At 44.5% G+C, this 18,584-nt stretch carries 15 protein-coding genes; 7 read left to right on the top strand and 8 right to left on the bottom strand.

Going from position 1 to position 18,584, the window contains the following annotated elements; translation table 11 throughout:
• Positions 1-33: 33 nt before the first annotated feature.
• From H9L11_RS12975 to H9L11_RS12960, 4 genes are all read right to left on the bottom strand, one after another.
• Positions 34-1,158 carry a lipocalin-like domain-containing protein gene (locus tag H9L11_RS12975; protein WP_205390815.1) on the bottom strand — a complete coding sequence of 375 codons (1,125 nt, stop codon included), beginning with the start codon at positions 1,156-1,158 and terminating at the stop codon, positions 34-36.
• Complete coding sequence (locus tag H9L11_RS12970; RefSeq protein WP_205390814.1) at positions 1,158-3,611, bottom strand: ABC transporter permease; 2,454 nt, start codon at positions 3,609-3,611, stop codon at positions 1,158-1,160. The genes H9L11_RS12975 and H9L11_RS12970 overlap by 1 nt, the downstream gene beginning before the upstream one ends.
• The gene (locus tag H9L11_RS12965; protein ID WP_005378040.1) at positions 3,592-4,263 is read right to left on the bottom strand and encodes an ABC transporter ATP-binding protein; all 672 of its coding nucleotides are present in this window, start codon (positions 4,261-4,263) and stop codon (positions 3,592-3,594) included. Before H9L11_RS12965 ends, H9L11_RS12970 begins: the two co-directional genes overlap by 20 nt.
• 187 nt (positions 4,264-4,450) lie before the next feature.
• Positions 4,451-5,827 carry an MATE family efflux transporter gene (locus tag H9L11_RS12960; RefSeq protein WP_005378048.1) on the bottom strand — a complete coding sequence of 459 codons (1,377 nt, stop codon included), beginning with the start codon at positions 5,825-5,827 and terminating at the stop codon, positions 4,451-4,453.
• Between the two features lie 94 nt (positions 5,828-5,921).
• On the opposite strand from H9L11_RS12960, the gene H9L11_RS12955 reads away from it, so the two are divergent.
• Positions 5,922-7,373, top strand: coding sequence for a DUF2867 domain-containing protein (locus H9L11_RS12955; RefSeq protein WP_064368073.1), 1,452 nt, complete (start codon positions 5,922-5,924; stop codon positions 7,371-7,373).
• A 30-nt stretch (positions 7,374-7,403) separates the two neighbouring features.
• On the opposite strand, the gene H9L11_RS12950 is transcribed toward H9L11_RS12955, so the two are convergent.
• The 3 genes from H9L11_RS12950 to rsuA form a co-directional block, all read right to left on the bottom strand.
• Complete coding sequence (locus tag H9L11_RS12950; RefSeq protein WP_064368072.1) at positions 7,404-8,066, bottom strand: DUF2913 family protein; 663 nt, start codon at positions 8,064-8,066, stop codon at positions 7,404-7,406.
• Entirely contained in the window at positions 8,066-9,268 is a 1,203-nt protein-coding gene (locus H9L11_RS12945) for a Bcr/CflA family multidrug efflux MFS transporter (RefSeq protein WP_017820848.1), read from the bottom strand. The genes H9L11_RS12950 and H9L11_RS12945 overlap by 1 nt, the downstream gene beginning before the upstream one ends.
• A gap of 436 nt (positions 9,269-9,704) precedes the next feature.
• Complete coding sequence (gene rsuA / locus H9L11_RS12940; RefSeq protein ID WP_064368069.1) at positions 9,705-10,406, bottom strand: 16S rRNA pseudouridine(516) synthase RsuA; 702 nt, start codon at positions 10,404-10,406, stop codon at positions 9,705-9,707.
• A gap of 121 nt (positions 10,407-10,527) precedes the next feature.
• Here rsuA and H9L11_RS12935 point away from each other — a divergent pair, with 121 nt between their 5' ends.
• From H9L11_RS12935 to rplY, 5 genes are all read left to right on the top strand, one after another.
• Positions 10,528-12,279: a DEAD/DEAH box helicase gene (locus H9L11_RS12935; RefSeq protein ID WP_054729964.1), complete on the top strand. Its 1,752-nt coding sequence runs from the start codon at positions 10,528-10,530 to the stop codon at positions 12,277-12,279.
• A 95-nt stretch (positions 12,280-12,374) separates the two neighbouring features.
• Entirely contained in the window at positions 12,375-12,800 is a 426-nt protein-coding gene (locus H9L11_RS12930) for a PepSY domain-containing protein (RefSeq protein ID WP_005378075.1), read from the top strand.
• Between the two features lie 76 nt (positions 12,801-12,876).
• Positions 12,877-13,536, top strand: a complete 660-nt coding sequence (locus tag H9L11_RS12925) for a response regulator transcription factor (RefSeq protein WP_005378073.1) — start codon at positions 12,877-12,879, stop codon at positions 13,534-13,536.
• On the top strand, positions 13,526-14,875 hold the full coding sequence (locus tag H9L11_RS12920) for an ATP-binding protein (protein ID WP_005378071.1): 1,350 nt from the start codon (positions 13,526-13,528) through the stop codon (positions 14,873-14,875). Before H9L11_RS12925 ends, H9L11_RS12920 begins: the two co-directional genes overlap by 11 nt.
• A 284-nt stretch (positions 14,876-15,159) precedes the next feature.
• Positions 15,160-15,438, top strand: coding sequence for a 50S ribosomal protein L25 (rplY, locus tag H9L11_RS12915; RefSeq protein WP_005378066.1), 279 nt, complete (start codon positions 15,160-15,162; stop codon positions 15,436-15,438).
• Between the two features lie 147 nt (positions 15,439-15,585).
• Here the strand turns inward: rplY and H9L11_RS12910 are convergent, their stop codons facing one another.
• Positions 15,586-16,101 (bottom strand): GNAT family N-acetyltransferase, encoded by a 516-nt coding sequence (locus H9L11_RS12910; protein WP_205390813.1) that lies wholly within the window; start codon positions 16,099-16,101, stop codon positions 15,586-15,588.
• Between the two features lie 752 nt (positions 16,102-16,853).
• Here H9L11_RS12910 and ushA point away from each other — a divergent pair.
• Positions 16,854-18,542: a bifunctional UDP-sugar hydrolase/5'-nucleotidase UshA gene (ushA, locus tag H9L11_RS12905; protein ID WP_149191904.1), complete on the top strand. Its 1,689-nt coding sequence runs from the start codon at positions 16,854-16,856 to the stop codon at positions 18,540-18,542.
• Positions 18,543-18,584: the final 42 nt, after the last annotated feature.

Genomic DNA, 18,584 nt, shown 5'->3' with positions numbered 1-18,584 from the left:
AAACCACCCGTAGGGGGTGGTTTTCTTCACAACTCAATAGCCTGTCAGCTGCATAAAGCCCCAAGCCTCATTGGAGCCGGAGGCTAAAGTAGGCCCTTCCCAGTAAGGTATTACAAAGGGTAGCCACATATCTGACTTGATAATGCGGGTAGTCAAATTAATTTGATGCTTCGGAATATTGATAATCCACTGCAAAGGTAACCTTCTTCCATTGGATAAACTGGTCACTTGCATTGGCTTGATACTGATATCATCGTCTGAGAGGTTGATGACTTTACCTGAGCGTGTCGACAACGTGCCAAACACGTGCGGTGTTTGCCCATGGTGACGATAACGGCTAACAGTTAATGCTCGACCATCATCTAAATTGAAAACAAACCAATCCCAGCCTTGTTGCCCCTCACCAATTAAGCCGCTGCCCCACTCTTTTTGCGCCCAAGCAGAACCCGTCACTAAGAATCGCTTACCATTTAAGCTTAAGCTGCCTTTTACTTTTAAAAATGGAGCACTGAAGCTGAAAGAAGCAACAGATTGCAACGCATGTTTAACTTGGAAGCCTTTGTCTCCATTCACCACAAAGGGGCCGCTTGTCATGGTATTGAGCTCAAGTCCAAACGTATCAGTATTCACATTCAAGTTGCCCGGGAAAGGCGTCGCACCGAGTGATCGCCAAGTCCAATTATCAATCCATAACCTGAAAGGACGATTGATCATACCAGCTTGGCCTATCCCGCCTCTAGCTACCCGTTGCTCTTTCCATACATGCGAACCATGACTGACGACAACATGTGAAATGTACAATTGAGGGTTCTGCCAACCGCTGGTTTCTCGCTCGTCCGTCGCAACCCTGAAATAGCTCCATTGAACATTGTAGATCTTGCCTTGCTCATCTTTTAATTTCGCAAAGTAGTGCCACCATTCATGCTGATACTCGGGATGAAAGCGAAAGTCTGAGGGTAAAGAGACATGCTCATTAGGTAGTACAGGCTCGAAAATCGTTTGATTTTCACGCGTTAAGATAGAATCAAGTTCGCTTTCTCGTGTTGCTGTCGCCTCTAACCAAAAAGTTGAGTAAAAAGCAGCCCCAGTCAGAAACGCGAACGTAACAACAATGAGCGTTGAAACCAACAAGCGTTTTTTAGAGCCCATTTTTTTCATTACAACGCGTCCCTTAATGACTTCATCGGTGTACTTTTGATCATTCTAATAACTGGCAATGCGCCAGCAACCATAATGGCAAGCATCGCCCAAGCAATGGTTTGAGCATACTCCCATGGAATCGTTTGAAGCTCTAGAGACCAGCCAAATGATTGCTTAATGATAATATCAACGATCAAATGTGCGAGCGCCAAGCCGAGCGGCACTGCAATAATCGCAGAAATGGCTCCGAAGACGAATAGCTGCAAACCACCTAATACGACAAGTTCTTTTCCGGACACACCCATGCACCTTAATAAGGAAAAATGCCGCTGCCGTGAAAGTTCTCCTGCCAACGTTGCAAAGAATAAACCAAACACGGCAATAATCAGCGTGATATTGCCCAAGGTTCCTGCTATCGCAAAGGTATGATCAAACACTCTCATTGCTTGGCTATAAATATTACCGTTATCAAACACACGATCTTGCGGGAGACGGAATACATTCTCTAAGCGATTTTTCAGCCCTTCTCCATTGACGTTATCTTTTAATACTACGCCAAGACCAACATTACCCGTACCTGCAAATGCATACAGCCAATTCCGGTGCGACATCATCACCTGGTTATATGGGTTTCCATAATCGTAGTAAACGCCTACGACTTGCCAATCACCACCAAGCGGTTCTTGCAAGTTAATGAAATCGCCAGGGCGGATATCCAGCCTCAAGGCCATCGACTCACTGACCATTAAGCTCTTGGTAGCGTGCAGTTGATACCAGTAATTTGGGACACCTAACTTGACGGTAAGTGAGTCTAACTCACCTTCAGAAGAGCCCGTACTCACAACTTGCAGAGCACCATGCTCGGTCGGCATATCTTTTTCCCAGCGCCACCAAACCGAGTTCACCTCTGGCTGATTCTGGAGCCATGCGCTCATCCTAGCGGCTGAATTGTTGGTCGGATAGATGTACACATCAGCCGCTAATCGCTGATTTAGCCACTTATCGGTTGTATCTCGAAAGCTTCCGACCATTGTTTCTACACCAATGTTTGCCGCCAGCGCTAACATAAACGCCATCGTAGCCACACCGCGATAGCTCATGCTGGCTGCTGCATCAGCAAAAAACCAACGGACACGAACCCATCGCATGGTATAAGAAAAACTTTGGAACATATGCCACATAATAAATGGCATAAACAACGCCACACTAACCAACATCAGCGCAATAATAGCAAAGCCGGTTTCTTGTGTTTTCGGCGCCTGATATACCGCTATTGCAGCGACACAAAACGCACATGCCGCAAGCGCCTGCCAAGAGAACTCTCTTCCAGCAAATCGCATTAGCGACAGTCGAGAAGAAAGGCGGATTGGTTGTGACTTCAACAAACGGATTAATGGCCACAGACACGATATCAACGCACCCATCGCTGCCATGATTAGGCTATATAAGCTAGATTGCCATGACCATCCTATGGTTAAACCTACGTTGGCATCATACAAATCACTCAGGCTCGAAGACACTGCTGGGATAAGTTCATTCGCTAAGATCAAGCCAAAAAAGTTACCACACGCCCACGCAATAAAGACGAGCAAAGACAACTCTAGCAATAAGGCTTGCGCTAACTGTGTTCCGTTAACACCAGTCTGTCTCAAAATACCGACCAAACGTTGTCGCTGGATGAAAGACAGAGACATCGCTTGATAAAAAATAAACAACCCGACCAAAAACGACAGCATTCCCATCGCGGTGAGATTCATATGGAATGCGTTAGTTAGCGACTCAAGCTCAGTACGCGTATTCCTAACGAGCGTCATTCCGTTTGGCAGCATGTTTTTCAGTGCTATCAGCTTTTCCTCTGGCATTTCACCACAAGAAATCGCAGACAAACCTGAGCTCCGCTTGAGCATACGCAACAACGATATATCAGTAACCAGCCGAGTACCCGAAAGCATCTTGTCCTTATCTACTTGAATAGGCCCAAGACGGCTTCCGTCATTCATCTCAATGAAGTCCCCATCTTGCCAACCCATGTAAGCGGCCAAATCTTGACTAACGAGAATAGGATAAGGAGGCTTCATTAGTGATAAAACCGGCATCTCACCTAGCGATTTTCCTTGTTGTAGTGGGATCATCGCGACAGGATCTATCCCCACCAACATCAGGCTCATATCGGTCTTGGCATCTAGATGAAGCACGTCAAACGGTGCACATTGGTTAAACCCAGCTCGACGTAACTGAATATAGAAACCTTGAGGAATTTTATTGGCAGAGTGCTTCGTTCGGATTCGGTATGGCAAAGGATTAGAGAAAAGTTTTTCCCCAGTGGCATAACTTTGTTTTGCATGCTGGTTGATAGAAGTAACACCAACAAGGAGGGACACGCCTAAAGTTAATCCCAGCCAGACAAGAATAATTTGTAGAGGGTAACGACGGTAATGACCGAGTAGTGCCTTAACTACGGGCCATAACATGTAGCTGCCCTCCTTGAAGTCGAATCTTTCCTTCCATATGGGCGGCCACTTTTTCACTGTGCGTCACTAACAGCAAAGTACACTCCAATTGGCGAGCGAGACTCGTTAATAAGCGCATTACTGCTTCTGCGTTTCGCTCGTCTAGGCTACCAGTTGGCTCATCAGCAAGCAGGATTTTGGGTTCCATATAAAGGGCGCGAGCAATCGCCGCACGTTGTTGCTGCCCACCAGACGCCTCTTCCGGATAACGTCCTAGCAATGGCATTAAGTCCAAAGCAGAAAGAATTTGACGCCACAACTCTTTATCTTCCGGCAGACCTTTTAACTGACGACAAAAACGAATATTGTCGGCAATATTAAGTGTAGGAAGCAGGTTGAATTGTTGGAAGATATTACCAATATTGTTGCGGCGATAAAGGGTTCTTAAATGCTCCGGTGCTTCATGCATAGCAAAATTTGGAAACTGCACTTCACCAGAGTCAGCAGTATCTAATCCGGCGATTAAATTCAGCAGAGTACTTTTACCCGAACCACTTTCTCCCATCAGAGCAACTTGGTCGCCTTGCTGCAATGTTAATTCTGCCCCTTGTAATACAGGGTGAAACTCTCCCCCGTCTACATAGCCTTTACATAGGTCTGACAGTTTTAACATTGATTATGCCGCTCGGATGGTGTTTAAAAATTGGGATCAGAATCTACACTAAAATCCTGTTAGTAGAAAGTATTTTGAATGCTTGATCACACTATGGAAGTACAAATGCAACTCGATTCACTTTCTGTTGCTAATTTTGTTGACGTTTTGAGCAGATTTTTGCAGCCAAAATAAACTCTGTTCCTCCTTACTGGCCAATCAGGTTTTTCATCCATTTTCGGCTAACCATTCTTGGCAAGCAAATCGCCCACTTCACAACTTCTTCCGTCAAAAAGAGTAAGTAAACCCATTGTGGGTCCCAATTGAGATAAATCGCTGCAAATGCTGCGAGTGGAATCCCGATCACCCACTGCGCCAAGATGTCTTGATACAAACAAAACTTAACATCACCGCCCGCACGTAATACACCAACAATCGCCATCATCGGTACCGAGCGTAACACGACACCCAACGCAAGAATCACCATAAACTGTTCAGCTAGCTCGCGAGTGTCTGTTGTCAGTGCACTAAACGCATTAAGGATCCATTGATTTGACACTATCAACAAGACGGCGACCACAAATGCGATAAGCACATTCAAAATGACCGTCGCCCATGCTTGATAATAAACAGGTTCAAAATTACGAGCGCCGAGCTGGTTCCCGACTAGAACTGCAGCCGCATTCGATAAACCAATCATCATCGCCAATGCGATCGACTCAACAGGTGTCATTACGGAAAGTGCCGCCAAACCTTGTACACCTGCTTGCCCCATGATGGCGTGATAAGCAAACAGCCCACCAGCCCACGCCAAGAAGTTAAATGTGGTTGGCAAAGAGAGGCTCAAGAAACGCGTAATTTTATCTAAGACCAATCCTGCGCGTATATCATCCCAACCAAATGCGATTATGTGTTTTTTCAACCATAGATAACCAAACAAGCAACCTACTTCGATCGCGCCACTGATTACCGTTGCGATCGCTGCTCCCGTAATACCCAGAGCAGGAAAGCCTAATTGACCAAAAATTAAAACCCAGTTAAGAAAAACATTAGATAAAATGCCTATACCACTAAAAAAAGTGCTTAGGCCTGGTTGGTGCATCGCCCTTAGGCCCACCGACATACTGGCCACACATGCAACAGCAAACATGCTAACCGACGAAATAATGAGATAGCTGGCCCCTAGCTCAATCACTTCTTGTGAATCGGTAGTCAAACTCATGATGGGCTGTGGAAAAACAACAAACAAAGCAACAGCAATCGCAGCAAACATCATTGCGATCATCCATGTTAAAGCGGTACTGCGACGCACCCCAACTTTATCGCCAGCCCCCCAATATTGAGCGGTTAACAATGCACCACCCGTTGTCACCCCAACTAACATAATGGTGGTGACGAAAGTCGCGCGCGCAGCAACTCCAACTGCGGCAATTTCTGCTTCACCAAGTTGACCAAGCATAAGAACATCGACGAGGCTTCGGCTTGAAAACATCATGCTTTGCAGTGTAATTGGTAACGCGATTGCAAATAAACGACGTAAGAATGCTTTATCTGCGTGTATTGAGAGTTGAGAAAGAAAAGTCACAAGCGCTCCAACGACAACTTATTGATAGAATGGGGAAAGTGTCTCATGATTATACTCCGTGGTGTTTATTCCACCAACGATAAAAGGACAGATAATGAAAAAGGTGTTGGTGCTAGGCGCCTCGGGTTACATTGGCTCTCAACTTCTTCCGTTACTTTTAGATAAAGGTTACGCCGTCACAGCGGCGGCGCGACATATTGATTATTTAGAGTCAAGAACTCAGCCTCACCCTAATTTAACGTTAAGGTATCTCGACTTGGCTGACGCAGAGACCACGAAGGCTGTAGTGAACGATTTTGATTTAGTCTTTTTTCTCGTGCACGGGATGGCTCAAGGTGATGACTTTGTTGAGTACGAACTAAACCTTGCTTTGAACTTCAAATATGCGTTGGAACAAAGCTCCGTCGAGCATGTTATCTATTTGAGTGCCATTCAACCTCAAACCGGAAACTCTCGCCATTTAGCCGCTCGTAAAGCCACGGGAAAAATAATTCGACAGTCTGGTATTCCAGTAACTGAATTGCGTGCAGGCGTTATCATCGGCCCCGGCTCTGCTGCTTTCGAAATCATGCGTGACTTTGTCTACAACTTACCTATTTTGATCGCGCCTAAATGGGTCGACTCAAAAGCGAACCCTATTGCCTTGCCCAATCTCAACCACTATTTGTTGAAGTTAGCAGAAGCCCCCTCTCCAGAAGAAAGTCAAATTTATGAAGTTGGTGGGCCAGATACACTTAGCTACCGCGAACAGTTCAAAGTCATTTGCCGAATCACGAACAAGCCGTATCGACTGTGGTCGACCCCGCTACTTACTCCGAAAATGGCATCGTACTGGCTAGGTTTAGTTACCTCAGTGCCAACTAGTATCGGTAAAGCATTACTTGCGGGCTTAGAGCACGACTACATTGCAAACTCCAAAGCGATTGAAGAACGATTTCCTCAAACGCTGATCAGCTACGAGCAAGCGGTAACTGATACCATTCAAGATGAAGGCACATTTGTACGCAGTAATGTCTGGGGGTTTGAACCCGCAGCGCTTCGTCGATGGCAACCAGGATATGGCTATTACCCAAAACAAGCTGGAGCGAGCATTAAAACTAATGCCTCCGCTGCGGCATTATGGAAAGTGGCGCAAAAGATCGGGAGTCGCGAAAAAGGCTATTACTTTGCCAACATTTTGTGGCGTACACGTGAATGGCTCGATATCTTTTTTGGTGGCGGAAAACCGATTCGCGTTTCTCCTCCTGGACCAGAGCTTAAAGTCGGTGATTTTATTGACTCTTGGAAAGTGATTCGCTGCGATAATAATCAGTTTCTTTCACTGTTTTTTGGTATGAAAGGCCCAGGCCTTGGGCGTTTAGAAATTACCATCAAAGATCTCGGTGACGAACGAGAGCTGGATATTACCGCCTGGTGGCACCCGCAAGGGTTTCTTGGACTGCTTTATTGGTTTGCAATGATGCCAGCCCATCTTTTCATATTTAAAGGCATGGTCAAAGCCATCGCGAAAGAAGCAAACCGTTTAGAAAACAAAAAGCCCCAATAACAGGGGCTTCTAAACACTCAAAATGTCACTTTAGTCAGCTTTGAACGAGAGTGGAATTTCGGCTAACTGGTTGCCTTCGTTTGCTGGAAAAATAAGGTACTCGCCATGGTATTTCACCATCGATTTGTAGTCTGTTACCTTATGAACCATAAAGCCCGCTTGCACTGCTTTCTCAACAAACTCAGCATGATTGCCACGCACAAACCAACTCATTGGCTTTACGAGCAACTCGCCATCAAAACAGCTTTCGCATTGGTCTGCACATAACGCTAAAGAGTTTTGACCTTCAGTGAAGATTTGTACTTTGCCGCACCCAATCAGTTGCTCAGACGTTGAGACTTCCCAGCCTGCTTGCTCCATCAAATCAAGAAAAGACTCAATATCTGAATCTTTGAACACTTTGGAGTCTTCACCTTCAGGGAAGAATTGCGCATAAAAAGCAGAAATACGCTTGAAGATAAACAACAAACCAGCATCGTTCCCCTTTGAGCGACCTGCTTTTTGCCAACGCGTTAAGTCATCGCCCACTGTACGTCCGAAACGTTGTGATTTTAGCGCCTTTGTTACCCAACGCACTAAATAATGGTTATTCGCAACAGGGGCATTGGCTAACTTACCTGAGCGATGCTCTTGATCTAACTCTTCAAGTGCTGAGTTAACCAAGTTTTGAATTTCTTTGGTGTAATTCGACATTACGCCTTTCTTCCTAAAGTCCAATAAAACAGTGCTGAAAGCACAGAACAAGCAAACATCACGATGATCATCGGCCAAGCAACATTCCCGGGCAGTGATGCCACCAGCGCACCAACCAATGAACCGATACCGAATCTTAATGTCCCCGCTAGAGACGACGCCGTACCCGCCATTGATGGGTAACCACTTAAAAGCAGCGCCATCGCGTTACTACCTATCGTCGACAATGTACCGATAAACAGCACAACAAAAGGTACAATGCCCCATAATCCGAAGTCCATTAACCAACTTACGAATAAACCAATCCCCGCCAAAAGTTGCACGAACAACCCAAAACGAAGCATGGCATGGGAACCAACTTTCTTCACCAAGCGACCATTAATACTGGTCATGATGATCATCGCCACAATGTTCAAACCAAATAGGTAACCAAAGTGGTCTGGTCGAACACCATATAAATCAATATAAACAAACGAACCCGCCGTCAAAAATGCAAACATTCCGGAAAATGAAAACGCACCTGAGAGCATCAAACCGATCGCTTCAGGATTGGAGCATAATCTGGCGTAGTTTCTCAGCGTCGTGCGGAAACGAAGAGGCTGACGATTTTCAGGCTGTAACGTTTCAGGGATTTTCCAAAGTACGAGAAAAATCACGACTACAGCGAAAATAGCTAGTACCCAAAAAATGGAACGCCAACCAAACCAAATCGCGAGATGGCCACCGATCATCGGTGCCACCAACGGCGCAATAGTAATGACCAGAGTAACGAAGGACATTGCGCGTGCAAAGTCTTCACGGTCAAACATGTCACGCACGACGGCTTGGATAATGACCGCCGCTGCCGCGCCAGCAAAACCTTGTGCCGTACGTACATAGGTCAGCGCATCAATGCCATTTGTTGTCGCACTCACAACAGCAGCCAAACCGAAGAAAAGTACGCCTAAAATCAACACAGGTCTGCGACCAAAGCTATCGGCAAGCGGCCCGTGAATTAACTGGCCGATCGCAAAACCCGCGGTATAAGCCGTCAACGTAATCTGAACCGCGCCAGGCGCGACCCCCAAATCTTTCGCTATTGTCGGCATCGCAGGCAAATACATATCGATCGCCAAAGGCGTCAAAGCACCAATCGCTCCTAGTACCAGAAACAATAGAAAACTGATTTGGGATTGCGGAGCACTTTGAGCTTTTTCTGTCATTCTTTTACCTCTTGTTGGAGCCCTACCGTCAATACTTGCAGAACAAAGTGAAAATAACGGAAGTTCTCATATCGCTGAATGTAGAAGCCAAAAACCTGTTCTATCCAACGTTCGAGAATCATAAGGGCAAATATGTACCAAGGTGTGACCTTGACGAACTCGACATAGAAAAGCATGTGAAAGCGAAATGTGTTTATGGGAAACAAACACAATGCAGTAAAAATGATGGCGTTGACACCATCATTCCATTCACCGTAGCCGAAGGCTTTGCAATAAGAGTATGCATGCCTCAGCTAAATGCAAAGGCATATCACTGAGATAAGTAAGCACACCGGAATTGTCTAGGCACTAATTTTGGTAGGGAAATTTATTTTGAGCCAATTCCTACCAAAAGACTAGTTCCTATTAGGAACTAAAGAATTTCCCATGACGACAATTAATTCCAAATAGAATCAATTTCTTCTTGCGTGAGGTAGCGATAATCACCTGGTTCTAGTGCCTCATCAAGTTCGATAGAACCAATACGCTCACGATGTAAGTACTCAACTTTATTTCCTAACGCCGCGAACATACGTTTCACTTGGTGATACTTACCTTCCACGATAGTTAACAATACTTCATTCTCGGCCTCGTTCACGATTTCCAAACGAGCAGGCAATGTTGCTTCTGATTCATTGCGCAAAATGATGCCTTGTTCGAGCTTTTCCGCATAATCAGGCTGAATAGCATCGACGAGCCAAACACGGTACGTTTTCTCACACTTATGCTTAGGTGAGGTAATACGGTGAGACCACTTACCATCATCCGTAATCAACACTAAACCAGTTGTGTCGACATCTAATCGGCCCGCAAAGTGAAGGTTTTCAATTTTAGGCTCATCAAGCAATGCGAATGCAGTTTGGTTGTAGCCATCTTCATGTGAACAAACAAAGTCAGCAGGCTTATACAACATAATGTAACGAGGACCAGGAGCACCAATAACACGGTCTTCCCACATCACTTCCGCACCTTCAGGTACTTTAAGTGCACCACTTTTTTGAACCTCACCGTCTACGGTGATGTCTCCACTTTTGATGATCTTTGTTGCCTGTTTGCGTGTTGCACCCAGAGCGTCACACAAATATTTATCTAAACGCATGAATACCTCATTGAATTATACCCAAGTGATCTCTAAATCTTGGTTTAACGGTCACTTGGGTATAAAAGTCAGGTATTATAGCGTTCCTCGTTCGAATAGTTGAGCAATTTCACATATTTTCATGTACACACTTCGTCCTTATCAAGCCGACTCGGTTAAAGCCGTTATTCATTACTTTCGTAAACACTCGACACCAGCAGTGATCGTGCTGCCAACCGGTGCCGGGAAAAGCTTGGTGATCGCAGAACTTGCTCGCCTTGCGAAAGGACGAGTGTTAGTCCTCGCCCACGTAAAAGAACTGGTCGAGCAAAACCACGCAAAGTATGAAGGTTATGGTTTAAAAGGTTCCATCTTCTCAGCAGGATTGGGACGAAAAGAAACTGACCAGCAAGTCGTGTTTGCTTCGGTTCAATCGGTCGTACGTAACTTAGATTCGTTCAAAAACCAGTTTTCTCTGCTCGTTATTGATGAGTGCCATCGTGTGCCAGATGACAAAAACAGCAGCTACCAAAAAGTTATTACTCACTTACGAGAACTGAACCCTGGCATTAAGGTGCTGGGACTAACTGCAACGCCCTATCGTTTAGGAATGGGCTGGATTTATCAGTATCACACCCGAGGTCAAGTGCGAACCGAAGAGCCTCGATTCTTCCGCGATTGTATTTTCGAACTGCCGATCCGTTACTTGCTCGACGAAAACTTCCTCACTCCAGCCCGCATGATGGATGCGCCCGTTTTGTCTTACGACTTCTCTCAGCTGAAGCCCGCTAACACCGGACGCTACAAAGAAGCAGAAATGGACATGGTGATCGATAAAGCCAAACGTGCGACTCCACAAATTGTTGAGCAAATCATGCAATATGCGAAAGAGCGTCAAGGTGTCATGATCTTCGCTGCAACTGTTCGACACGCACAGGAGATACACAGTTTATTGCCAGAAGGCGAAACTGAAATCGTCATTGGTGATACACCTACGCCGGAGCGCGATGCGATCATCCAAGCGTTCAAGAATCGTCAAATAAAATACTTAGTCAATGTTTCGGTACTGACAACCGGGTTTGATGCGCCGCATGTCGATTTAATCGCGATTTTGCGACCAACAGAGTCAGTCAGTCTGTACCAACAGATAGTAGGACGAGGATTACGCTTATCAGACGGAAAATCAGAATGTTTAGTGCTTGATTACGCAGGCAACAGCTACGATTTATACCAACCTGAAGTCGGTGATCCCAAACCAGACTCTGACAGTGAAATTATCACGATTCCTTGCCCGGCTTGCGGATTCAATAACAACTTCTGGGGTAAGTTGGATAGTAACGGTTTCTTGGTTGAACATTTTGGCAGACGTTGCCAAGGTTACTTTGAAGATGAAGACACAGGCGAACGTGAACACTGTGGCTACCGTTTTCGTGCCAAATACTGCGGTGAATGTGGTGCGGACAACGATATCGCTGCACGAATTTGTCATGAGTGTGATGCGACGCTCGTAGACCCAGATAAAAAGCTAAAAGAAGCCCTTAATCTCAAAGATGCATTAATCTTTGAATGCACAGAAATGGACCTATCTGTATTTAAGTCCAGTGATGGTAAATCTCAGCTAAAGGTGACGTATTCTGGTGAACCATACCAAGGCGAAGGCAATGCGTTAGTTCATGAGTTTTGGACATTGAGTACCAAAAAACAAAAACAAACGTTTAAAGATCAGTTCGTACGCCCCCACTTAGCAGACAAGCATCGCCCTTTTGAAGAGGCTTCACCGACACGCGTTGTCGCTAATCAACATCGTTTCCGTTTGCCTCAGTTTGTTATTGCTAGAAAATCTGGTCGCTTTTGGAAGCTGCGAGATAAAATTTTTGAAGATGAGTTGAAATAACATCGACAACACATGGCAAAACTTAATTAGCTGATTCACTCTCTGTTCATCTATCTCCGATATACTGCGGCTAACGCTCCAGAAAAGGTTTGACTATGTATAAAGCAACGACTTCTCTACATTCTGCGTTACTTTTCGGCCTTATCACGACATTCATGTGTGCACCAAGTTTTGCCAAGCATGGCAACGAGTACACATCACAAAATGGCCACGCCATCGTGCAAGATGTCGAAAAGCCAGGAACACGTATCGAATTCGATGAAGATCAAGATGAGGTCTATCGCGCGGTTCAACAAGGATATATACGACCATTTTCGGAACTTTACGCCGCAGTAGAAAACGACCTATACGGCCGCATCATCAAGGTCGAGCTTGAAGAAGATGATGATGCTTGGGTGTATGAATTGAAAATTCTGTACAACAATAGCGTCCTAAAAGTTGAGTACGACGCCGCCACGCTGGAAATGCTTGAGATCAAAGGTCGCAGCTTTAACAAAGCGTTAAAGCCGCAAAACAACTAAACTTGTCTAATACGTAATCCAGACGCGATGCGAAGCTTACTTCGATAAAAATCCAAACATAATAAGAATCATCAATATGAAAATACTTGTTGTTGAAGATGATCCTCGTTTAGGCGAGCAAATCATCGAAACATTAGAAAGTACCGGCTGGGTACCAGAACTGTCCCAAGATGGCATAGACGCTCTGTATCGCGCGACTTCGGAAGAATGGGACGCCATTGTTCTTGACCTCGGCTTGCCAAAACTGGATGGTCTTACCGTCCTAAAAGGCATCCGAGATGAAAACATTAATACTCCTGTCGTGATTCTAAGCGCTCGCGACACCCTAACGCAGCGAGTTGAAGGCTTAAACGCAGGTGCAGACGATTACCTAACTAAACCATTTGAAATGGTTGAGCTTATCGCTCGTATTCGTGCACAGCTGCGAAGAGCCTCTGGTAATGCCTCTCCTGTGATGCAAATTGGCGACTTGAGCTTGGATACACGCACTTCTAAAGTCATGTGGCAAGGGCAAGCGGTAAGCTTGACGGCGCTAGAGTATAAAGTGGTCGCTTACTTTATGCATAACCCGGAAAAAGTGATTTCTCGAACCGAACTCGTCGAGCACATTTACAAACAAGACTTTGATCGTGACTCCAACACAATCGAAGTTTTTATCGGCCGAATTCGCAAAAAAATCGCACCAAAGATCATCAAAACTGTCCGAGGGTTGGGATACCAATTAAATGCCGAATAGAAACAGGCTACCGTTGAACGCAATAAAACGACTGAGTATCAAAAGTCGCCTCGTTTTAGCGGCGATCGTTTGGTTAACGGCAATGATCCTCGCCGCTGGTGTGACGATACCGACGCAGGTCTACAACTATATGGTTGATGACACTCGCTCACAGCTCAGCATTTTTATGGATGAAGTCGCAGCACAGTTAGAAGTCGATAACACCGGGCATCTTTCACTCGCAGCTCAGCTATCAGACCCTCGATTTAACCGACCTTACAGTGGTTTGTATTGGAGTGCCTCTACAGAGGCAAGCCTCGAACGTTCTCGTTCGTTGTGGGACAAAAAAATCGAATACAAAGGTTTGGATAAAGATGCGTATGGAGCAAGAGGCGAAAAACTAATTACGCTAGAAAAAGCACTGTATCTTCCTGATTACGATGGTCCTATTCACATTATTATTGGTATTGACGAAGAGCCCATTAAAAATACCCTTCAGACGTTAATCGGCCAACTTTGGCTTATTTTGGGTTTATTATTCGCGGGCGTGCTTACCGTCATTTTACTGCAAATTGCTTGGTCATTGAGTCCGCTTACAAAGCTACAAAAAGAATTAGCCGAGCTGAAGTCTGGTAACAAAAAGAGTCTAGAAGAAACCTACCCAAAAGAGATTTCTCCTCTAATCTTCGACCTCAACGCTCTGCTGTTCCATTACCAAGAATTACTAGAGAGAGCTCGCAATCATGCAGGTAACCTATCTCATGCACTTAAAACGCCACTTTCTGTTCTAAAAAATGAAGTTCAGACGTTAGAACCTGAGGCACAATCCCGTCTCCGAGCTCCAATCAATCAAATACAAGACCATATCGATTACCATTTGGGTCGTGCCCGTATGGCCGGATCGATGAACATATTATCAGTGAAGTCGAACCCAGCAGATCGTGTGGATGCTATCTCAATGGCGTTTGATAAAGTGTATGCGAGCCGAAGCATTACCTTAATTAATGAACTTGATTCAGAGCTGAATGTAGCAGTAGAGCAGACCGATCTCGATGAAATGCTAGGTAACTTGCTAGAAAATGGCTATAAGTGGGCCAACAGCATGATTCGTGTGCACTCCTCTCAGGATAAGGAAAATATACACATCATTATTGAAGATGATGGGCCAGGCATCCCTAAAGAGAAACTGAGTCAAGTAATCAAGAGAGGAGTTAGATTGGATGAAACAACCCCTGGCTCAGGTCTTGGTCTAAACATAGTCAGTGAAATGGCACACAGTTACCGAGGTCAATTAACATTGGATACAAGCGCTTTAGGTGGATTAAAAGCATCTTTAGTCTTACATCTCAGCCGAACATAAAGCATATAACACATAAACTTTGTTTTTCGGACCATGATCAGTAAACCGATGAAAATGAAGTCGATGTGAACAAAATCCAAGCAAAGCGTTAAAAGGGATAGCCTTCCACCCCGCTAAATCATACCTTTTTGTTGATTTGGATACGATTTGGGTTGCCCATTTATAAGTGGAATGATAGTATCCGCGCTCGCTTGAACAGTTCCTGTTTCAAGCTTTACCACGAACAACAAGGTCGCATTGTTGATTGTGAACATTTGATTTTTACTAATTTGAGAGTAAATACTATGAAATTCGAAGCAGTAGTACGTACTGAACTAGGTAAAGGTGCGAGCCGCCGCCTACGTCACGCTGGCAAATTCCCTGCAGTTGTATACGGCGGTGAAGAAGCAGCAGTAGCTATCGTTCTTAACCACGACGACATCGTAAACCAAATGGACAAGCCTGAATTCTACGAAGGCATCGTTCTAGTTATCGATGGCAAAGAAGTTAAAGTTAAGCCACAAGACGTTCAACGTCACGCGTTCAAGCCAAAAGTTGAACACATGGACTTCATCCGTATCTAATTCCCTACCAAGGAATTAATCGGATTAAATCCAAACCTTTTGCATAAAAGATAATCGGACTTACCAACCGAGACATCTACAAAATTTCAAAACCCCGGAGTCTTACCACCTCCGGGGTTTTACTATATTTGGCATATAGCATTTGATTTATGAACGGGCAATATACTTCACTAAAGTGAGATCGGTCAGCGTCATACTCTCAATCACTTCCGACTCTTCCTCTCCAGTACGCACAAAACCACACTTCTTGTAAAAGTTAAGCCCCTGTTGATTAGTATCCAGTGCTTTCAAACTGATCTGCATAACTGACGTAGAGAGCAAACGTGTCTCTAACTCATCTAACAGTGCACTTCCTGCTCCTTGCCCATAATGTAGCGGCGTAACGTAGCAACATGTCACTAATGCCGTTTTATCTTCGCTGGTGTGGTTAGGTAACTCGTAACTTAAAAAGCCAACAATTTCTCTTTGCCTCTCAACTACGATCAATTGGGCCAGTTGCTCCGTCATCACTCGTGCCCACATCCTTTCTCGACGCTCAATCGTAAACTGCTCTATGTAGCTCTTTGGCATTAATCCTTTATACGCCACCTGCCAAGAGTCAACGTGTATCTTGGCGATTTGGGCTGCTTCCTTTTTGAGTGCGTCCCTTACTGTGTATCTCATAAGCATCCTTTATTAGCGTTCACCACTTACAAATTCTTTTAACCCTACCCTTTAAACCAAAGCTCAAAGATAACGGCTACAGTCGCAACGCTTTACATTAATCCATTTCATTTTCATTAATTAAATGATAGTTCACATCATAATATTCGAAGAAGAACGATCCATTATTTACTTTTCATTTTGACTCATTAGGTTGAATCTATTTGTTTAAACACTCGAGTGTCAAATGCGGAATAAGCACGATAAGGTATCGGATGAGGATAAATAAACGATGCTTAAAGCATAAGGTTTCTAAACGATCGCAATTATAGTAAAGAGATAAATACAATTTTTGATAGAGTTTGGCAGAATAAAGCCATGATCAAATGAGTTTAAGCTCTGTGCTGTTCATTATGCATACAAACCGCCACCCCTCATCATCAGAGCGAAAATTTATAACGATTTGTGTCATACCTATTAGGAAAAACATAAACTTGGCAAAATAATCACCAAAATCAGCGTAATACTTCGTAAAAATGCGCATTGATTCACACAAACAACACACATTCAATTAACTACCTCACAAAAAATAGAGCTAGCGATATAAAATAAATACTAAATACCAATTCTGTTTATTTATAGACGTAGTTTGCAGGCTTATTAATTCATTTCTCCGATAGAAGTATAAATAAGAGATAGATCACTAAAGTTTCACATTAATTCCGTATATTTCACGCCGTAACAATAACAAAATCACAAAGAAAGGATCCCTTATGAAGTTTTCCAAATCTCTTTTGGTAGTGGCAGTGGGCGCTGCGCTAGCAGGATGCGGCTCAGACAGCGACAATTCTCCAGTAACCTGCGAGACTGCAGATTCTTGTACTAAGTTCACCGTTCTCCACACTAACGATAACCATGGTCGCTTTTGGCATAACAGCGACGGCGAATACGGCATGGCTGCGCGTCACACTTTAATCGAATCTATCCGCGCAGAAGTCGAAGCAAAAGGCGGTGAAACCATTCTGCTATCTGGCGGTGATATTAATACCGGTGTACCAGAATCAGACATGCAAGATGCGGTTCCAGACTTCGTAGGGATGAACCTACTTGGTTACGATGCAATGGCTGTCGGTAACCACGAATTTGATAACTCACTAGATATTCTCGATATGCAAGCCGAGCTAGCTGACTTCCCTATGCTGGCTGCGAATATCTATAAAAAAGATACAAACGAGCGTTACTTCGCCCCTTACAAAGTATTTACTATCAACGGCCTTAAGATCGCTGTTATTGGTCTAACAACGCAAGACACTGCGAAGCTAGTCAATCCAGACAACGTATCAAACATCCACTTCGAAGACCCTCAAGTAGAAATCAAAAAGGTACTGAAGGAAATCGAAGAGAACGAAAAGGTAGACCTAGTATTTGCAACGACGCACATGGGTCACTACGAAGATGGTAAAAACGGTAGTGAAGCACCAGGTGACGTGAAACTCGCTCGCTCTCTTGAAGAAGGACAGCTAAACGCGATCATCGGTGGTCACTCGCAAAACCCTGTATGTATGGAACCAGGTACCAATGAGTATGCTGATTTCAAACCTGGGGATGATTGTGCCCCAGACCAACAAAAAGGCACTTGGATTATGCAAGCGCATGAGTGGGGTAAATATGTGGGTCGTGCTGACTTCGAATACTACGACGGCAAGCTTCACTTAGCGAACTACGCACTGATTCCTGTAAACCTTCTAGACGAAAACGATGAAGTTATCGGTGAACGAATTCAACAAGATGCAACAGTAAAAGCGTTACTACTGCCATACCAACAACAAGGTCAAGAGTTATTAGATGAGAAGATTTCTAATACGACGGGTAAGTTAGAAGGTGATCGTAACGTAGTTCGCTCTCAACAAACTAACCTAGGTCACCTACTCGGCGAGGCATACCGTACTTACAAAACGGTAAATGCTGACTTTGGTGTGATGAACTCTGGCGGCGTGCGTGATTCAATCCAAGATGGTGATATCACTTACCGTGACGTACTAACGGTTCAGCCATTTGGTAACTTCGTGACTAAAGCAACTATGACAGGTAAAGAAGTTAAAGAATACCTAGACGTGGTTGCGACGAAATCTGCAGGTTCTGGTGCTTACGCTCAACTAGATAACATCACTTTAGATGTAAATTGTGATGCTGGCTCAGTAACCATTACCGATATTAACAATAAAGGCTTCGATCTAGACGCAACGTACACATTCTCTGTAATCAGCTTCAGTGCTGCTGGTGGCGATAACTATCCAATCATCGATGTTCAATCTACACAGCTAACCGATGCATACGTTTTGCGCGAGTTCTTCGTAAACAACCCACAAATCTCTGCGGATAACTACAACAAGAACTTAGAGAACATCAAGTACTTCAGTAATGGCCAACCAGTAAAAGGTTGTCCTGCAACTGGTAGCTAATACTCAACACCTTACCCCTGGCGCTAAGAGCTTTTACAAGCA

The sequence above is a fragment of the Vibrio sp. sp1 genome (assembly GCF_016920955.1).
GTDB classification, from domain to species: domain Bacteria; phylum Pseudomonadota; class Gammaproteobacteria; order Enterobacterales; family Vibrionaceae; genus Vibrio; species Vibrio alginolyticus.
Note: the sequence above shows the minus strand (reverse complement) of the source record. Positions and strands in the feature narration are given on the sequence as shown.

Excerpts from the sequence above, each read along its gene's own strand:
- H9L11_RS12935 (WP_054729964.1), top strand. The coding sequence starts at position 10,528 with ATGTACACACTTCGTCCTTATCAAGCCGACTCGGTTAAAGCCGTTATT.
- H9L11_RS12910 (WP_205390813.1), bottom strand. The coding sequence starts at position 16,101 with ATGAGATACACAGTAAGGGACGCACTCAAAAAGGAAGCAGCCCAAATC.
- H9L11_RS12955 (WP_064368073.1), top strand. The coding sequence starts at position 5,922 with ATGAAAAAGGTGTTGGTGCTAGGCGCCTCGGGTTACATTGGCTCTCAA.
- ushA (WP_149191904.1), top strand. The coding sequence starts at position 16,854 with ATGAAGTTTTCCAAATCTCTTTTGGTAGTGGCAGTGGGCGCTGCGCTA.
- H9L11_RS12930 (WP_005378075.1), top strand. The coding sequence starts at position 12,375 with ATGTATAAAGCAACGACTTCTCTACATTCTGCGTTACTTTTCGGCCTT.
- H9L11_RS12950 (WP_064368072.1), bottom strand. The coding sequence starts at position 8,066 with ATGTCGAATTACACCAAAGAAATTCAAAACTTGGTTAACTCAGCACTT.
- rsuA (WP_064368069.1), bottom strand. The coding sequence starts at position 10,406 with ATGCGTTTAGATAAATATTTGTGTGACGCTCTGGGTGCAACACGCAAA.
- H9L11_RS12925 (WP_005378073.1), top strand. The coding sequence starts at position 12,877 with ATGAAAATACTTGTTGTTGAAGATGATCCTCGTTTAGGCGAGCAAATC.
- H9L11_RS12945 (WP_017820848.1), bottom strand. The coding sequence starts at position 9,268 with ATGACAGAAAAAGCTCAAAGTGCTCCGCAATCCCAAATCAGTTTTCTA.
- H9L11_RS12920 (WP_005378071.1), top strand. The coding sequence starts at position 13,526 with ATGCCGAATAGAAACAGGCTACCGTTGAACGCAATAAAACGACTGAGT.
- rplY (WP_005378066.1), top strand. The coding sequence starts at position 15,160 with ATGAAATTCGAAGCAGTAGTACGTACTGAACTAGGTAAAGGTGCGAGC.
- H9L11_RS12975 (WP_205390815.1), bottom strand. The coding sequence starts at position 1,158 with ATGAAAAAAATGGGCTCTAAAAAACGCTTGTTGGTTTCAACGCTCATT.
- H9L11_RS12965 (WP_005378040.1), bottom strand. The coding sequence starts at position 4,263 with ATGTTAAAACTGTCAGACCTATGTAAAGGCTATGTAGACGGGGGAGAG.
- H9L11_RS12970 (WP_205390814.1), bottom strand. The coding sequence starts at position 3,611 with ATGTTATGGCCCGTAGTTAAGGCACTACTCGGTCATTACCGTCGTTAC.